This is a genomic window from uncultured Victivallis sp. (assembly GCA_944389935.1).
Classification (GTDB): domain Bacteria; phylum Verrucomicrobiota; class Lentisphaeria; order Victivallales; family Victivallaceae; genus Victivallis.
This window is the reverse complement of the sequence record CALXOE010000001.1, coordinates 79,409-95,885: the sequence shown is the minus strand read 5'-3', so window position 1 is coordinate 95,885 and position 16,477 is coordinate 79,409. Positions and strand designations below refer to the sequence as shown.

Genomic DNA, 16,477 nt, shown 5'->3' with positions numbered 1-16,477 from the left:
ATGCGTTTATTTTATAAAATCGCTCTGGCGGTACTGCTGTGCGTGGTATGCGCGGCGGGACTTCCCGGGGCGACAGGGCTGTTCGGGACGCCGCTTGCAGACGACCCGATGCAGGCGCGTTTTTACCGCCTGGACAACGGAATCACGGTGGCGTTCTCGGTCAACCGCGAGACGCCGAACATCCGCGGCTGCATCGCGTTCCGGGTCGGTTCCGGGGACGATCCCGCCGACAAGACCGGGCTCGCGCACTATCTCGAGCATCTGCTGTTCAAGGGGTCCGAGCGGCTCGGGACGATCGACTTTGAGGCGGAGCGGCCGCTGCTCGAGCGGATCGAACAGCTCTACGACCGCCACGAGGCGAGTCGCGACCCCGATGAGCGGCAGGAGCTCTACCGCGAGATCGACCGCCTCTCGGCCGAGGCGGGGAAATATACCGTCCAGAACGAGTTCGTCCAGGCTGTCAACGCGATGGGCGGCAGCGGGCTCAACGCCTACACGAGCCTCGACCGGACGGTTTATTTCAACACATTTCCTGCCAATCAGCTCGAGAAATTCATCCGGCTTCAGTTCGACCGGTTCAAGAGTCCGGTTTTCCGCGGTTTCCACACGGAGCTCGAGACGGTGTTCGAGGAGTACAATCTCTATCAGGACCGCTCCGATGCGCGTTTTTCCCATCTGCTGCTCGGGGCGTTGTTTCCGAACCATCCATACGGTCGCCCGGTGATCGGCCTGCCGGAAGATCTGAAAAATCCGTCGCCGCGCCGCGTGATGGAGTTCTACCGTCGTTATTACGTGCCGGGCAACATGGTGATCGCGCTTGCGGGCGACTTCGATCCGGACGCGGCTCTGCGCATGATCGAGCAGACGTTCGGCACACTCCCTGCCCGTGAAGTGCCGTCCTCTACCCTGCCGGAGCTCGAACCGGTCGTGGGGGAGAGCGTCCACACGCTGGTCGCGCCGGAGAACGAACTCGGCGCGGTCGCCTGGCGGATCGTCAAGCCGACGCTGCGGGAGCTTGACCTGCTCGAACTCTCCGCGCGGGTTTTGTCGAACGGATCGGCCGGAATTTTCGACCAGAATCTGAACATCCCGCAGAAAGTCGCCGACTCCGGCGCGGGCAGCGGCGGCAAGCCCGGCGTCTACGGTTACCTGCTCGTGAGCGCGACCCCGAACTCCGGCGAATCCCCGGAACAGGCGCTCGAACTGCTCGACGCCGAGATCGAAAAGCTCAAACGCGGCGACTTTCCCGACTGGCTGCTCACAGCGATTCTCGACCACGCCGAGCTCGACCGATCCCGTTCGCTGCGGAACAACGATTTCCGCGCCGATCAGCTGCTCGACAGCTATCTCGAGCGCATCGACTGGCCCGACGCGGCGGGGACTCCCGCCCGCTTGAGATCGATCACGAAAGCTGAACTCGTCGAATTCGCGCGGACGCATTTCGGTCCGGACCGTCTGGTGTTTTTCCGGAAAAACGGACCGCTTGCGCCCGCCGAAAAACTCGCAAAACCGCCGCTTACGCCGCTCGTGACCGCGCAAGGACATTCGGCGTTTTTCCAGGAACTTGCGGCGATGGAGGTTTCGGAGATCGAGCCGGAGTTCCCCGATCTCGAAACGGAAGTTCAGCGTGACACAATCCGGGCTCACGGTGAATTTCGCTCTGATGACTCGAGCGGGCATGGGGGGCGAGACGTTGAACTCGATCTGGTTCGGAATTCCAGCGACAACTATTTCCAGCTGCGTTACCGCTTTGCGGTCGGCAGCCGCCACAACCGTCTGCTGCCGCTCGCCGGCGAGTACAGCGCAGTCGCCGGGACGGAACAGCGTTCCGCCGAGGCGCTGAAGCTCGAACTTTACAAACTCGCCGGTTCGGTGTCGATCGCCGTCGGCAGGGAGGAGACGGTCGTGACCCTCACGGGCCTCGCCCGGAATCTGCCCGCCATCGCCGGAATCGCGCACGAGATGCTGAGTTCCCCCGCCGTCAATCCCGACGCCCTGCGACGGCTCACCGGGAAGATCCTGCTCGAACGCAGGGCGGAAAAGGAGAATCCGGATTCGGTTCTGTTCTCGGGACTCCTCCCTTGCGTGCGTTACGGGGCGGAGTATCTGAAGCGATCCACCCTCTCCGCCGGAGAGCTCGAAAAGGTGGAGGCGGATGAGGTCACTTCGCTGTTGAGGAGGTTGACCGGTTTCCCGGTCCGCGTCGACTACTACGGCCCGGAATTGCCGGAACTCCGGCGCATCGCCGCGAGGCTCATCCCGCCGTTGCCTCCGTCGGAGGAGAGGAATCCTCCGCCTCCGCTGCGGCCTGTGGAGCAGCCGATCACGGCTCCGGCGGTCTATTTTGTACACGTCCCGAACGTCAGCCAGTTGAGACTGCTCTATCTTGCCGATGGGGCGCGGTTCAATCCCGACAATGTCGGCGTGCGGTTTCTTTTCAACCGTTACTACGGCGGCGGCATGGCGTCGGTCACGTTCCGGAAGCTGCGCGAGTCCAATTCGCTCGCATACAGCTGCTATTCGAGTTATGTGACTCCGGAGGAGCCGACGGAGAGACACTTTTTCATGATCTATCTTTCGACGCAGGCCGACAAGCTCGCGGACGCGATGAAAGCGGTCGCCGCGATGGGATTCCCCGTCGATCCGGCCGCGATTGAGAACAGCCGCGATACGCTGCTGAAATCGCAGGCCGCCGAGCGTTGGCACGATGAGGCGCTCCTGGATCTGGCGGAGAACTTCCGGAAGATGAAGCTCCCCCCGGATTACCGGGAGGTGACTTACCGGCAGCTTCAGAGTGTTTCCGCGTCCGATCTTCAGGAGTTCTACCAAAGCGAGATCGAGCCGCGGCCTCGTGCCCTCCTCGTAGTCGGCGATGCGGATAAAGTTGACTGGAAAGCGCTCGAAATGTTCGGACCGGTCACGCGGCTGTCGGTCGACGAGATTTTCCCGCGTTGAAACTCCGCAGTTCACACACATCTCCCCGCCCGCAGGCGGGGAGGTCACCGGATCGCATCGAAATAGTAGTAGGCGAGTGTCGCCAGCGCCGCAGCCAGAATCAACGTCAGCAGCAGCAGCACGATCAGCCGGTTGCGTCCGAGGAACATTCCGGCATGTTTCAACGGGGAGGCGTTTTCCGCTTTCGGCACATAGCCGGTCTGGAATGCGAAAATATCTTCCCGCAGCTCCGCAACGCTCTGATATCGGTTATCCGGGTTGAGCGCCATCGCTTTCTGGCAGATCGCCTCGAGGGCGGCAGGAACATGCCGGTCATCGGGAGCGGCCGCCCCCGGCGGTGCAATTTCCCCTGAGACGGTCCGCCGCAGAATCTCTTCCATCGGAAGTGCCGCAAGCGGATTGCTCAATGTAAGCATCGCATAGAGAATCCCGCCGAGCGCATAGATGTCCGAGGCAAAACCGACCGGGTGTTCGTGCGTGATCCGGATCTGCTCCGGCGCCATATACCCGGGCGTCCCTTTTACATGCCCGTTCGCATCGACGTCCTCGACGTTCGGAGAGGCGACGGGGGAATCCGGATTCAGCGAGCGCGCCAGACCCCAGTCGAGCACCAGCACTTCGCCGTATTCGCCGATGTTCACATTTTCCGGCTTGAGGTCAAGATGGCAGATCCCCTGTGAATGCGCAAACTCGATCGCGTTGCAGATCCGGATGAACACCTGAAGCAGCCGAAGCTGGCTGAAACGATGAACCGTCTCAGGATCCTCTTTCTTGAGCCGGCGCAGCACCGATGCGAGCGATTGACCATGCAGGAATTTCATCGTGAAAAACGGCGAGCCGGAACTGTCGACCCCGAGATCGTGCACCGGCACGATATTCGGATGCTCCAGCTGCGCCGTGAGTTTCGCTTCGCGCACGAACCGCTCGAGGTCCGCGCGCGGCCGCTCCCGGAAATCCGGCATGATCGCCATCGCGACTTCACGGCCGGTATCGGAATCGAATACCAGCAGCACGCTCTTCATCCCGCCGAATCCGATGCTCCGGAGAAACTTGTAGCGCTCCTGCGGCTTGATCGGCAGCGTCGCAAAAATATCCCGGTCGTCCCGGTGCCCCGCCGACGGGGCGTTTACGCTGATGACCTGCGTCTTGAGATCAACCGAACGAGACATCTGTAATGATTATCCTCTGGTCAGCCCTGGGCTTTCTTCATCACCCGGCGTGTGACCGGTTTGACCGTGTCGGAGAGCAGCTTCGGCGCAGTTTCTCCGCGCACGGCGTCCGCATCGATCACGCACCGCGTAACTCCCTCGGCGGATGGCGCTTCAAACATCACATCGGTCATGAGTTCCTCCAGAATCGCACGCAATCCGCGCGCGCCCGTTCCGCGCTGCACGGCCTTGTCGGCCAGCGCGATGAGCGCATCATCCGTGAATTCCAATGTGACGCCCTCCATCGCAAGCAGCCGCTGATACTGGCGGATCAGCGCGTTCTTCGGCTCCTTCAGAATCCGGATGAGGTCGTCCCGATCGAGCGGCTCGAGCGAGGTCACAACCGGCAGCCGGCCGACGAATTCCGGAATCAGCCCGAACCGGATCAGATCTTCCGGCTCGCACTTGGAATAGGGATTCTTCTCGAGATTTTCAGCCGCTTTTTCCGCCTTTTCCGCCTCGTCGTCGATGAGCCGCTTGAAGCCGAGCACCTGCTTGCCGCAGCGGCGCTGGATGATCTTGTCGAGTCCGACGAACGCCCCGCCGCAGATGAACAGAATGTTCGATGTGTCGATCCGGATGAACTCCTGCTGCGGATGTTTGCGTCCGCCCTGCGGCGGCACGTTCGCAATCGTCCCCTCGAAAATCTTCAACAGCGCCTGCTGCACCCCCTCGCCCGAGACATCGCGCGTGATCGAGACATTTTCCGTTTTGCGCGCGATCTTGTCGATCTCATCCACGTAGATGATGCCGATCTGAGTCCGGTCGATATCGTTCCCGGAAGCCTGATAAAGCCGCAGGATGATGTTCTCGACATCCTCGCCGACATACCCCGCCTCGGTCAGCGTCGTCGCGTCGCAGATCGCGAACGGCACGTCGAGCAGCCTGGCAAGCGTCCGCGCAAGCAGCGTCTTGCCGCTGCCGGTCGGCCCGAGCAGCAGAACGTTGCTCTTGTCGAGCTCGACATCCTTGAACAGCTCCGCATTCGCCTTGCTGTGGACTCCCGCCTGGGTCTGCAGGCGTTTGTAGTGGTTGTGAACCGCCACGGCAAGAACCCGTTTCGCCCGTTCCTGGCCGACGACATAGGCGTCGAGTTCCGCCTTGATCGCCGCCGGCGTCGGCACCTTGAGTCCGAGCACGGGCGGAACGTTCCGCTTCGCCTGTTTCTCCTGGCAGAGGGCTTCGTAGCCGTTGCGGAGGCAGTTCGAGCAGATCGCGAGTCCCTCGTAGCCGCTCGGAGCAAAAATCACCTGCGGTTCGTCTCCCTCGCGCGCTCCGCAGAAAGCGCACATGAGTTTATTGTCGTTGCCGCGTTTTCCTGCCATGGCTCGTTACTTCTCCTGAGAGGGTTTGGACACCACCTTGTCGACGATGCCGTATTTGACCGCCTCTTCCGCGCCCATGAAGAAATCGCGTTCGGTGTCCTTTTCGATCTTTTTGATCGGTTGTTTCGTGTGCGAGGAGATGATGCCGTTCAGCATCGATTTCAGACGCAGAATCTCTTTCGCCTGAATGTCGATGTCGGCGGCGGTCCCCTGCGCCCCGCCCCAGGGCTGATGGATCATGATCCGGCTGTTCGGCAGTGCGAACCGCTTGCCAGCCGCTCCGGCACAGAGCAGAACCGCCCCCATCGAAGCGCACTGACCGACGCAGTAGGTCTTCACATCGCAGGAAAGAATCTGCATCGTGTCGTAAATCGCGAGTCCGGCCGTGACCGAACCGCCGGGGCTGTTGATGTAGAGATCGATGTCTTTCTTCGGATCCTCCGCCTGCAGAAACAGCAGCTGGGCAACCACGAGATTCGCGACATCGTCATCGATCGGCGTTCCCAGAAGAATGATCCGGTCTTTCAACAGCCGGCTGTAAATATCGAAAGCTCTTTCGCCCTGACCGGTCTGCTCGACCACCATGGGAACCAGAAAAGAGTTGGCTTTCATTCTGTCACCTCGTCTTGTTGTTTGATTGACGCTTGCAGTTACTCCGGCGCGTCGCCGCGCCCTCCTCAAAAAAATCCCTTCAAACACAGAAAGAGCCGCGTCGGGCCGCCCTGTTCCGGAACGGTCCGCCACCCGGCTCTTTGAAAGTGCGCTTTGTGCTGTTTATCTGGTCGCCATCGCGGCAAGATGGTTCAGCACCTTGTTGCTGAGCATATCCAGCTGAATGTCATCCATTCCGCCGTTCTTCTCGAGCATCGAGCGGAACTCTTTCTCCTTGTAGCCGTAGTAGCGACTCATCTCCCGGAGCTGGGTATCGACTTCGCTCTCTTCGAGCTTGATATTCTCATCCCTGGCGATCCGGCGGAGAATGAACGTGCGGCGCAGCAGCTTCTTCGCGGCCTCTTCCGCTTTCTTCTTGTTCTCCTCGAGGTCGGCCTTGAACTTCTCGGCGTCCTCTTCGCTCTTCACGACCTCACGCGCCATTTTCTGGAGCTCTTTCTGGACTTCTGCCGCGAGAATCGACGGCGGCAGTTCAAATTCCGCAATCGCCTTGTCCAGCTCCTCGTAGACCTTTTCGACGGTCGCGTTGTGCTGTTTGGCCGCGTTCTCCTGTTCCATCGCCTTGCGGAGCATATCGCGGAACTCCGCAATGGATTTCACGCGCGCTTTCTCCGCGAGCTCTTCGTCGCTGAGTTCGGTGCGGCGCTGGATGCCTTCGACCTTGACCGTGTACTCCACCGTTTTGCCGGCAAGAGCCGCTTCACGGTAATCGGCCGGATATTCAGCCTTGAACGTGTACTCCTTGCCGGTTTCGGCTCCGGTCAGCGCCGCGGTGCAGCCCGGAATCGTCTCCGGATCGCTGAGCCACAGGAACGTGTTTTCAGCTTCAACCTGGCGTTTCAGCGCCGCGGAGGCGTCCTCGGGAAGAACGAAGTCGCTCTTGTAGCTGACCTTGAGCATGTCGTCCTTCTGCGCCGGGCCGGCAACTTCAGCGTAGTTGCCGTACATCGTGCGATAGAATTTCACCCGCTCGTCGATCTGCTCGTCGGTCACCGCGTCGAGCTCCTCCTTGACCTTGATCGCCTTGTAATCGGAAAGTTCAAATTCCGGCGCCGTGTCCGCGCCGAGCGTGAACTTGAACTCTTTGTCGAACTCGAGTTTCGGCTCACCCTCAATGCCGCAGCTCACGATGTCGAGCGATCCGTCTTTCCCGGCAAGTTCAAACGCCGCGTAGACGATCTTGCGCTCGAGTTCCTGACGGATCTCGTTGGCATATTTGCTCTTGAGCATCGCGGCAGGAGCTTTGCCCTGGCGGAAACCGGGAATGGAAATCGCGTAAGCAAATTCGCGAAGCACCTTATCCATTTCACTCTTGACCGTTTCCGCCGGAACCACAAAATCCAGCTCCTTGCGGCACGGCTGCTTGGAACGCACTTCCATCTGCATGGAATCTACCAGACTTTTCGCCATCTGAATCAAACCTTTCTTTTATAAGCCTTCCGGTCGCTCCCGCTCAAGCTCTCCGGCTGCGGCCGGGCGTTGCATTACTTTTTCCAACTCTTACAGATACAGAGTAGTTAATGTAACACCCGTTTTCCCGTTTTTCAAACAAAAAAAACAGAAAATCCGATCCCGGCCGCAAAAAACCGCTCCTCGAACTCCCGGAACCCCGGCTTCCCGCTCCGCAGAAAGTCTTCAGAGGACACGTTCAATGACGATTTCCGGATCGATCTCTTCGCGCAGAATGCGTTCGAGTCCACCCTTGATGGTCATCGCCGCGTGCGGGCAGCCGCCGCAGGCGCCGCGCAGCCGGAGCTGAACGGTCTTCCCGTCGATGCCGACGATTTCGAGGTCGCCGCCATCCGCCTGCAGGTGCACTCTCAATTCTTCAAGTCGATCCGTGATTTTCTTGCTGAGTTCATCCATCTTATATCGCTCCCGGTGTTTCTGGTGATGAGCCGCGCGGTGAGGACAATTCCACGATTCCGATTCCGCGACCGGCTCGACATTACTTATGTCAAACAGTATATGCCGGGATCATGGAAAAATCAAGTTGCCGGATAAAAAATCATATTTTTTTTCCCGATTGCCGCCCGAAAAGGTTGCAAAAACGCTTTCCCGCGCTCCATTAATCAAGTTGAAACAAAACTTGATCACTCTGGAAAATCATGGATCATCTGATTGAATTGCTGGAAAATCCCGCCGTATTCGGGATTCACAAACTTCCGCCCCGCGCCACCTCCTGGCCGTCTCGGAAACCGGAACTGCCGGCCGGAGAGTTCCTCTACGACATCGACGACTGGCGCATGACACTCGACGGCAGCTGGAAACTGCACTGGTCTCCGACTCCCGACGGGCGAATCGACGGCTTTGAAGCCTGCAGTTTCGCTGACTCCGCCTGGGATTGCATGGAGCTGCCCGCGAACTTTGAGTGCGCCAATTACGGTACCCCGATCTACTCGAACATCACTTACCCGTTCCGCTGCGACCCGCCGCATGTGATGGAGGAGCCGCCGCGCGACTGGACCGCGTTTGCCGAACGCAATCCGACCGGACAGCTGCGCAGGAGTTTCCGGCTTCCCGGGGAGTGGGCCGGACGCCGCACGGTCATTCATTTCGCAGGTGTGCAGAGCGCGTTCCGGCTCTGGATCAACGGGCAGTTCGCCGGATACAGCGAGGACTCGATGGGACCTGCCGAGTTCGATATCACGCCGCTCCTGTGTGCGGGCAGCAATCTTGTCGCGCTCGAAGTCTGCAAATATTCGAGCGGAAGTTACCTGGAGGATCAGGATTTCTGGCGGCTCTCCGGCGTGTTCCGTTCCGTATTTCTCTATTCAACTGCGCCGGTGTTTCTCGCGGACGCCGTGATCTGCGCTGATCCGGCGCGTCGCACGGTCCGGGCGCGGTGCGAGATCCCCGGCTGGAGCGATGCGTGTACGCTCGAGCTGTGTGTGCGCGACTTTTCCGGGGGGATTGCCGCGCGCGTTTCCGGAGGGGCGACACTCGAAGCGCAGCTCGACCGGATCGAACTCTGGAGCGCCGAAACGCCGAACCTCTATACGGTGACGCTCACTCTGCGCCGCGGCGGTGAAGTGCTCGACATCCGCCATTTCCGCACCGGATTCCGCACGATCGAGATCCGCAGCCGGACGTTTCTGTTCAACGGAAAACCGATCAAGCTGCACGGCGTGAACCGGCACGAAATCGATCCCCGGCGCGGCCGTGCGGTCACGCGCGAAGCGATGATCCGCGATATCGAGATGATGAAAGCGGCCAATCTCGACGCGGTGCGGTGCAGCCATTACATGAATCATCCGCTCTGGTACGAACTCTGCGACCGGTACGGACTCTACGTGATCGATGAAGCCAACGTCGAGAGTCACGAGCTCTCCTATCACGCCTGTGTGCTTCCCGGCGACGATCCGGTTTGGACTCCCGCAGCGGTCGACCGCGCCGACCGGCTCGTGCGGACCGACCGGAACTCGGTTTCGGTCACGATCTGGTCGCTCGGCAACGAGGCCGGATACGGAACCGCGTTCGAGGCGATGGCCGCGCGTATCCGGGGACTCGATCCGCGGCCGATTCAGTATGCCGACATGAACATCGTCGCTGATTTCGACAGTCAGACCTATCCAACGCCGCGCTGGCTCGAGGAGTATTCCGGAGACAATGCGATCCGCATCGGCGAACATGGCGAGATTCCGCATCCGCGCCAGCACGGGCCGAGTCCGAGTACGAAGCCGTTCATCATGAATGAGTACGCGCACGCGATGGGAAACAGCACCGGCAACTTTCAGGAGTACTGGGATGTGATCGGGCGTCACGACTGTCTTGCGGGCGGTTTCATCTGGGAGTGGTGCGAACATGCCCTCGCTCTGCCGGGCGGCGGTTACGGTTACGGCGGCGACTTCGGTGACCGGCCGAACGATGGAAATTTCTGCTGCGACGGGCTCGTGCGTTCGGACCGGACGCCGAATCCGGGACTCGCGGAAGTGAAGTGGGTGCACCGGCCGCTGAAAGCGCTGCTCGATCGAACCGCCCGGACGATCACGCTGACGCTGCACCGTTCTTTCCGCTCCAGCGCGGGGGAGCCGCTCACCTGGAAACTGCTGCGCGACGGCGAAGAGATCGCCGCGGGCGAATGGAGTTTCATCCTCGAACCCGGCGAATCGAAGTGTGTGCCGTATCCGGTGGAGCCGCCCGAAACGGGGGAACTCTTCTGGCGGATCGCACTCGGAACTTCCGCTGAAATGGAGCTGCCGCTCGGGCAGGAACCGACATTCACACTCTTCCCCGATCCGAATCCGATGTGGGTCGAACCGGAATCCGCCGTGGAAGAGAATGAACCGGATCTGCCGTTCGCGGAACCGCCCGCGGTCGTTCTCGACCGCGCCGAGACCGACAACGATCGCGGCTGCGGCTTCGACCGTCGCACCCGCGCGCGCCGTCCCGGGGATTTCCGCAGTTCGCTCGTCTGGAAACGGACGGAGGACGGCGCACTCGCCGAACTCGTGTTCGATCCCGAGCCCGCCTGTCCCGAAGTGGCCCGGGTCGGACTCCGAATCGTGCTGCCGAAAACGGCAGTGGCGCGTCTCCGCTGGTACGGGCGCGGTCCGCACGAGGCGTATTGCGACCGCAAACGTTCCGCGCTGGTCGGGCGTTATGCCGCGGACGCGCCGGAGACGCTCGCCACACCTTACACGCGGCCGCAGGAGAACGGGCAGAGGATCGATGTCCGGCTTCTTACACTCGTCTCTGCTTCGGGGGAACGGCTCGAGATCTCTTCGGATCGGCTGTTCGGATTCACGCTGCGCCCGTACCGGGCCGCATCGCTTGAGCGGGCACGCCACGCCGGGGAGCTGCATGACGAGGGCATCTGGGAGTTGACGCTCGACCACGTCCAGCGCGGCGTCGGAGGCGACAACAGCTGGGGACTCGACGTTCACGATCCATATCGTGTCCCGAATCGGAGGATCGAGGCGCGTTTCCGGTTCCGCCGCGGGAGGCAGGCAATTCAGGAGAGGATGAAATGACATTTTGCGATACGATTTCCTACCGGAACTGGGAAAACTGTCTGCGTCTGTCGAACGGAACGGTCGAGCTGATCGTTTCCGTCGGACTCGGACCCCGAATTCTCAGCTATCGCCGGATCGACGGCGGCGTGAATTTCATGAAGAATTTCGACGAGGAGATGGCCGACGTGAAACCGGACCAGTGGCAGAGCTACGGCGGCCACCGTCTCTGGCATGCGCCTGAGGTGTGGCCGCGCACCTACTATCCCGACGTCGAGCCGGTCAAGCACAAATGGGACGGTCGGACTCTCTCCCTCAAATGCGCGGCGGAACGCTCAACCGGGCTGCGCAAGGAGATCGACATCTCTCTGCCCGGCAGCGGTACCGGAGTCGTTCTGCGTCACCGCATTTTCAACGAAAATCCGTGGGCGGTCACGTTCGCGCCCTGGTGTCTGACCGTCATGGCCGAGGGCGGCGAACTCGTTGTCCCGCAGGAACCATACGTGCCGCACGGCAAGGGGCCGGGCGAATCGTTTGAGTATGCGCGCCCGCTCGTGCTCTGGCAGTTCACGAAGATGGCCGACCCGCGCTTCACCTGGGGGGACGACTTCATCCGCATGCGGCAGGACAACCGGTACGATTCCAAACAGAAGTTCGGCGCGGCCGTGAAAGCCGGCTGGGCGGCTTACGATCTCGCCGGTGAGCGGTTTGTGAAGCACTTCCCGTTCGATCCCGCCGCGACCTATCCGGACGGCGGCTGCAACGCGGAGTTCTTCACGATGCCCGGATTTCTCGAGATCGAATCGCTCGGACCGCTTGCTCCGGTCGAACCCGGCGACTGTGTCCGGCTCGATGAGCGGTGGGAGATTCTGCCCGGATCCGCTCAGCGTGCGAGCGAAAGCACCGTTTCAAAATAGCGGAGACGCCGCTGCGCGTCGGCGACCGCCCCCGGCAGATCCGCAGCCTGAAAGACGCGGACGGCCTCCGCCTGAAGCGTCTTTGCCTCTTCAAGCTTTCCCAGCCTGTAGGCGAGCAGCGCCCGGGTGTTGAGGCACGAACCGCGCAATGCCCCCTGCGCGTCATGTTTCAACAGGGTTTTTGCGCGGGCGGTGAGCATTTTGGCGCTCTTGAGCGCCTCCGGATCGTCGGGCTGGCGGTTCAGGAGCATCCACGCCATCTGGTTGTCGGCGTCGGGATCGTTTTTCACCGCCGCGGTGTAGGCGCGGACGACCGCTTCGTTCTGCGAGGCGAGCTGCGGATTGCGGGCGATGAGGTTCATCGCCTCAAAGTAGAGCCGGGTCACCTGCGGCGCAAGTTTGATCTGCGACTGAACAAGTTTCAGCGCCTCATCGGCGCGGCCGCTGCTTTCGAGCACGAAAAGCCGGATCCGCAACGCGGTCGGCTGACCCGGTTCGATCCGTAAAATCGAATCGACGAGACGTCGCATTCTCGATTCATTGTCGCCGCGCAGCAGGGTCGGGAGCTCATCGAGCAGCGGAGAGAGTTTCCGCTGCGCATCGCGATCGAGTGTGCCGTCGAGACACTTCTGCAGCGCTTCCCCGAGATAGGCCGCTTCTCCGCTCCAGACGATCTCTCCCTCGTCGTCCGTGATGAATGCAAGGGGCAGGAGCAGACTGCTGCCGATGTATTTCGGCGTCAGCGTCCGTTTGGTGTCGACCCCGAAACTCGCGGTGAAGTCCGGGCGCCGTTTGAGCAGTTCTTTCACATCGGTTTCGGAGTCCGGAGTCACGACTGCGAAACGCACCCTGTTCGCAAATGTGCGTCGGAGAAAATTCAGCAGCGTGAGCGTATCGTCCGTATTCTGGGCGCGGGTCAGCAGAAACACCACCACCTTGAACTCGGGGTCGTCGGGCGACGGGTTCTCCGGCGGCAGCATCGCGAGCGGAGCGCCCTGCACCCAGTTCACCCCGATCAGCTCCTCGACCGGATCGCCCGGGCGCAGTGCGAACGCCTCGACCGCCGCCAGAAGTGCGGCCGCAAACAGCAGAATTTTTTTCTCCATACAGAATTCCTCCGGAAAAACGAAATATTTTGAGTTCTGAATAAATATACTCCGCCTTTCCGGGCAGTCAAGCTCAACCCGGCTACTTCACCCGGATCGTTCCGGCGCGCCCGTGGGCGGCGAGTCCCTCCATTTCACCGAAACACTCGACGATGCCGACCTCCCGGCGCAGTGCGGACTCCTCATATTTCACGAGGCTCGTGCGCCGGAAGAATCCGGCCGTTTCAAGCCCGTTGAAGTAACGGGCGCTCGAGGCGGTCGGCAGCACGTGCGACGGCCCGGCGCAGAAGTCGCCGATCGGTTCCGGCGTCCACGGTCCGAGGAAGATCGCGCCCGCGGCGGTGATCTTTGCCGCGACCGCCTCCGGATTCTCCGTCTGGATTTCGAGGTGCTCCGGCGCGTAAGTGCTCGCGATGCGGGCGGCCTGTTCGAGATCGGCGGCGTGGATCAGGAACACTCCGTGCTCCTCCACGCGCTCGATCGTCGCGAGGCGCGGCAACGTCGCTTTCTGCCGCCGGAACGCGGCCTCCACCCGTTCGATCATCGCGCGGTCGGTCGTGACCAGCACCGCCTGCTCGAGTCCGGATCCGTGTTCGGCCTGGCTCAGCAGGTCGGCCGCGATGAACTCCGGATTCGCGTGGGCGTCCGCGATGACGAGAATCTCCGAGGGGCCCGCAACCATATCGATCGCGACCCGGCCGTACAGCAGCTTCTTGGCCGCAGTCACGTAGGCGTTGCCGGGGCCGACGAGTTTTTCAACCCGGCGGATCGACTCCGTCCCGAGCGCGAGCGCCGCGACGCCGTAGACGCCGCCGAGCCGCAGAATCTCAGTCACCCCCGCCCGACGCATCGCATAGAGCACGGCCGGATGAACCTTCCCCTCCCGGTTCGCCGGGGTGGTCGCCACGATTTCGCGGACTCCCGCCGCCCCCGCGATCCCCGCCGTGTGCAGCACGGTCGAGACCAGCGGCGCCGTGCCGCCCGGAATGTAGACGCCGACACGATCCATCGGCGTGAATTTCTCACCGAGCGTCACCCCGGGGCGCGGCGAAGCGCTCCACGGGCGCGGCAGCGTCGCCAGAGCGAAATCGCGCACCTGGAAGAGCGCCGTATCGATCGCTTTCTTCTCCCGTTCCGAAAGCAGCTGTTCCGCTTCGTCGATCTCCTCCTCCGTCACCCGGAAGCGGGACGGATCAAGTTCGGCGTGATCGAATTTCGCGGCATATCGGACGATGGCGGCGTCTCCCTCTTTCCGGACATCCTTGATGATGGCCGCAACCTGGGATTCGATCTCCGGCGGGTAGCCGGGACGGTCCGCCAGCGCCCGCAGTTCCTCTTCAAAACCGGGAGCGTTGTAATAAAGTTTCTTCATCGTTTCACCCATACGAGAGTGTTGTCGATCAGTCGCGTTTTGCCGAAGTAGACGGCCAGCGCGACGAGCAGGTCTGCAGATTTTTCCGTCGGCGGTTCAAGGGTCGAGGCGTCGAGCGCTTCGACGTAATCGATCCGCCCGCCCGCCTTTTCGATCTCATGCCGCATCGCCTCGAGTACGGCGGGAATCGCTTCGATCCCCCCCTCGATCAGCGCCGGCCGCGCGGCGTCGAGCACGCGCGAGAGCACGACCGCCCGCTCTTTCTCATCTTCGGAGAGATAGGCGTTGCGCGATGAGAGCGCCAGTCCGCTGTGTTCGCGGATCAGCGGAGCAGCGATGATCTCCACCGGGAAGTTCAAATCCCGCACCATGCGTTTGATGACCAGCAGCTGCTGCGCGTCTTTCATGCCGAAGACGGCGTAGTCGGGCAGCGCGAGGTTGAACAGCTTGGCCACCACGGTCGTGACGCCGCGGAAGTGGCCGGGCCGCCGCGCGCCGCAGAGCGGCCGCGAGAGTCTGGTCTCCTCCACAAAGGTCGAAGCGTCCGGTGCGTACATCACGCCGGGTTCCGGAGCGAAGACCGCGTCCGCGCCGTGCTCCTCGCAGAGTTTTGAATCGCGCTCGAAATCACGCGGATATTTGTCGAGGTCCTCGGTCGGCCCGAACTGGATCGGGTTTACAAAGATCGAGACGATCACGATATCGGCTTTCTTCCGGGCGATGTCGATCAGCGACAGATGCCCGGCGTGCAGATATCCCATGGTCGGAACGAGTGCGGTCGTCTTGCCCGACCGCTTGTTCGCGAGCGCATACGCCTGAAATTCGGCAGGCGTTCTGAAGATCTTCATGATTAAATCTCCACCAGCCACCCGTGCTTGTCCGGACGCGCGCCGTCCTGGATGCCGGTCATCTCATCGTAGAGCTTCTTCAAATGCGGACCGATCTCCGTGAGATGGTAGTCGATCACCTTGTCCCCGTCGAAGATACGGCCGACCGGGGTGAGCACCACGGCGGTCCCGCACGCGGCGACTTCCGCGAAGTCGGGAAGTTCCGATGCGCGGATTTTCCGGCGCTCGACCGGCATGCCGAGGTCGGCCGCGATGGTCATGAGCGACTTGTTCGTGATCGAAGCGAGAATCGAGTCGGAAAGGCTCGTGACATATTTGCCGTCTTTCGTGATCGCAAGGAAGTTGCTCGTGCCGAATTCATCGACGAACGTGTGCGTCGCCGGATCGAGGAAGAGTGCGACCGCGCACCCTTTCTCCTTGGCCTGTTTGCTCGAAATCAGGCTTGCCGCATAGTTGCCCGCGGCCTTGATGTGGCCCGTGCCGTGCGGCGCGGCGCGGTCGTAGTCGCGCGAGATCATCGCGTCGACCGGTTTGATGCCGCCCTTGTAATAGGCTCCGACCGGGACGACCATGATGACGAGTTCATACTCGAGGCTCGCGCCGACGCCGATCTGCGGCGTCATGCCGAACATCACGGGGCGGATGTAGAGCGCGCCGCCGGTCCCGTAGGGCGGAACATAGTCGATGTTGTCGCGCACGACGGTTTTCACCGCCTCGACGAATTTTTCGACGGGGAACTGCGGCATGAGCAGATGGGCTGCCGAGCGGTTCAGACGGATTCCGTTTTCGTCCGGGCGGAAGATCCGGACCTTGCCGTCCTTGCAGCGGAACGCCTTGCCCCCCTCGAAGATCGCCTGCCCGTAGTGGAGCGCATTCGCCGCGACGCTCATGGTGATGTCGTAGCTTTCATACAGTTTCCCGTCGTCCCACTTCCCGTCGGCGTAATGAAACCGGATGTTGCTCCGGGTCGGCATGAATTTGAATCCGAGGTTTTCCCAATCGATGTTCATGATCTGCTGTCCTCCATGTCTGCATTTACAGGATGTTACAGAGGGAAATATAGCAGAGTTGCTCTGCAATATCAAGCAGCTTTTCGAGTTTGGCGTCAAATGCGCGCGGTTT

General features: G+C 61.4%; 12 protein-coding genes. 3 read left to right on the top strand and 9 right to left on the bottom strand.

Annotated elements, in window-relative coordinates:
* Positions 1 to 2,955 carry a pitrilysin family protein gene (locus Q0J85_RS00430; RefSeq protein WP_294477177.1) on the top strand — a complete coding sequence of 985 codons (2,955 nt, stop codon included), beginning with the start codon at positions 1 to 3 and terminating at the stop codon, positions 2,953 to 2,955.
* 44 nt (positions 2,956 to 2,999) lie between these two features.
* Here Q0J85_RS00430 and Q0J85_RS00425 read toward each other — a convergent pair whose 3' ends face one another.
* The 5 genes from Q0J85_RS00425 to Q0J85_RS00405 form a co-directional block, all read right to left on the bottom strand.
* A complete protein-coding gene (locus Q0J85_RS00425; protein WP_294477176.1) occupies positions 3,000 to 4,124 on the bottom strand; it encodes a serine/threonine-protein kinase in 1,125 nt (374 codons plus the stop codon).
* Between the two features lie 20 nt (positions 4,125 to 4,144).
* On the bottom strand, positions 4,145 to 5,488 hold the full coding sequence (clpX, locus tag Q0J85_RS00420) for an ATP-dependent Clp protease ATP-binding subunit ClpX (protein ID WP_294477175.1): 1,344 nt from the start codon (positions 5,486 to 5,488) through the stop codon (positions 4,145 to 4,147).
* 6 nt (positions 5,489 to 5,494) lie between these two features.
* A complete protein-coding gene (clpP, locus tag Q0J85_RS00415; protein WP_294477174.1) occupies positions 5,495 to 6,100 on the bottom strand; it encodes an ATP-dependent Clp endopeptidase proteolytic subunit ClpP in 606 nt (201 codons plus the stop codon).
* Between the two features lie 162 nt (positions 6,101 to 6,262).
* The gene (tig, locus tag Q0J85_RS00410) at positions 6,263 to 7,570 is read right to left on the bottom strand and encodes a trigger factor (RefSeq protein WP_294477172.1); all 1,308 of its coding nucleotides are present in this window, start codon (positions 7,568 to 7,570) and stop codon (positions 6,263 to 6,265) included.
* Positions 7,571 to 7,795: 225 nt separating this feature from the next.
* A complete protein-coding gene (locus Q0J85_RS00405) occupies positions 7,796 to 8,026 on the bottom strand; it encodes a NifU family protein (RefSeq protein ID WP_294477169.1) in 231 nt (76 codons plus the stop codon).
* A gap of 242 nt (positions 8,027 to 8,268) precedes the next feature.
* On the opposite strand from Q0J85_RS00405, the gene Q0J85_RS00400 reads away from it, so the two are divergent.
* Both Q0J85_RS00400 and Q0J85_RS00395 read left to right on the top strand, forming a co-directional pair.
* Positions 8,269 to 11,133 (top strand): glycoside hydrolase family 2 TIM barrel-domain containing protein, encoded by a 2,865-nt coding sequence (locus tag Q0J85_RS00400; protein WP_294477167.1) that lies wholly within the window; start codon positions 8,269 to 8,271, stop codon positions 11,131 to 11,133.
* Positions 11,130 to 12,029, top strand: a complete 900-nt coding sequence (locus Q0J85_RS00395) for a hypothetical protein (RefSeq protein WP_294477165.1) — start codon at positions 11,130 to 11,132, stop codon at positions 12,027 to 12,029. Before Q0J85_RS00400 ends, Q0J85_RS00395 begins: the two co-directional genes overlap by 4 nt.
* Here Q0J85_RS00395 and Q0J85_RS00390 read toward each other — a convergent pair.
* The 4 genes from Q0J85_RS00390 to Q0J85_RS00375 all read right to left on the bottom strand — a co-directional run bounded on the left by Q0J85_RS00390 (position 11,996) and on the right by Q0J85_RS00375 (position 16,365).
* A complete protein-coding gene (locus Q0J85_RS00390; RefSeq protein ID WP_294477163.1) occupies positions 11,996 to 13,135 on the bottom strand; it encodes a hypothetical protein in 1,140 nt (379 codons plus the stop codon). The two genes, Q0J85_RS00395 and Q0J85_RS00390, sit on opposite strands and share 34 nt — an antisense overlap.
* 82 nt (positions 13,136 to 13,217) lie before the next feature.
* Positions 13,218 to 14,507: a histidinol dehydrogenase gene (gene hisD / locus Q0J85_RS00385; RefSeq protein ID WP_294477161.1), complete on the bottom strand. Its 1,290-nt coding sequence runs from the start codon at positions 14,505 to 14,507 to the stop codon at positions 13,218 to 13,220.
* Entirely contained in the window at positions 14,504 to 15,355 is an 852-nt protein-coding gene (gene panC / locus Q0J85_RS00380) for a pantoate--beta-alanine ligase (protein WP_294477158.1), read from the bottom strand. The genes hisD and panC overlap by 4 nt, the downstream gene beginning before the upstream one ends.
* Positions 15,356 to 15,357: 2 nt before the next feature.
* On the bottom strand, positions 15,358 to 16,365 hold the full coding sequence (locus tag Q0J85_RS00375) for a branched-chain amino acid aminotransferase (RefSeq protein ID WP_294477156.1): 1,008 nt from the start codon (positions 16,363 to 16,365) through the stop codon (positions 15,358 to 15,360).
* Between the last annotated feature and the right edge of the window lie 112 nt (positions 16,366 to 16,477).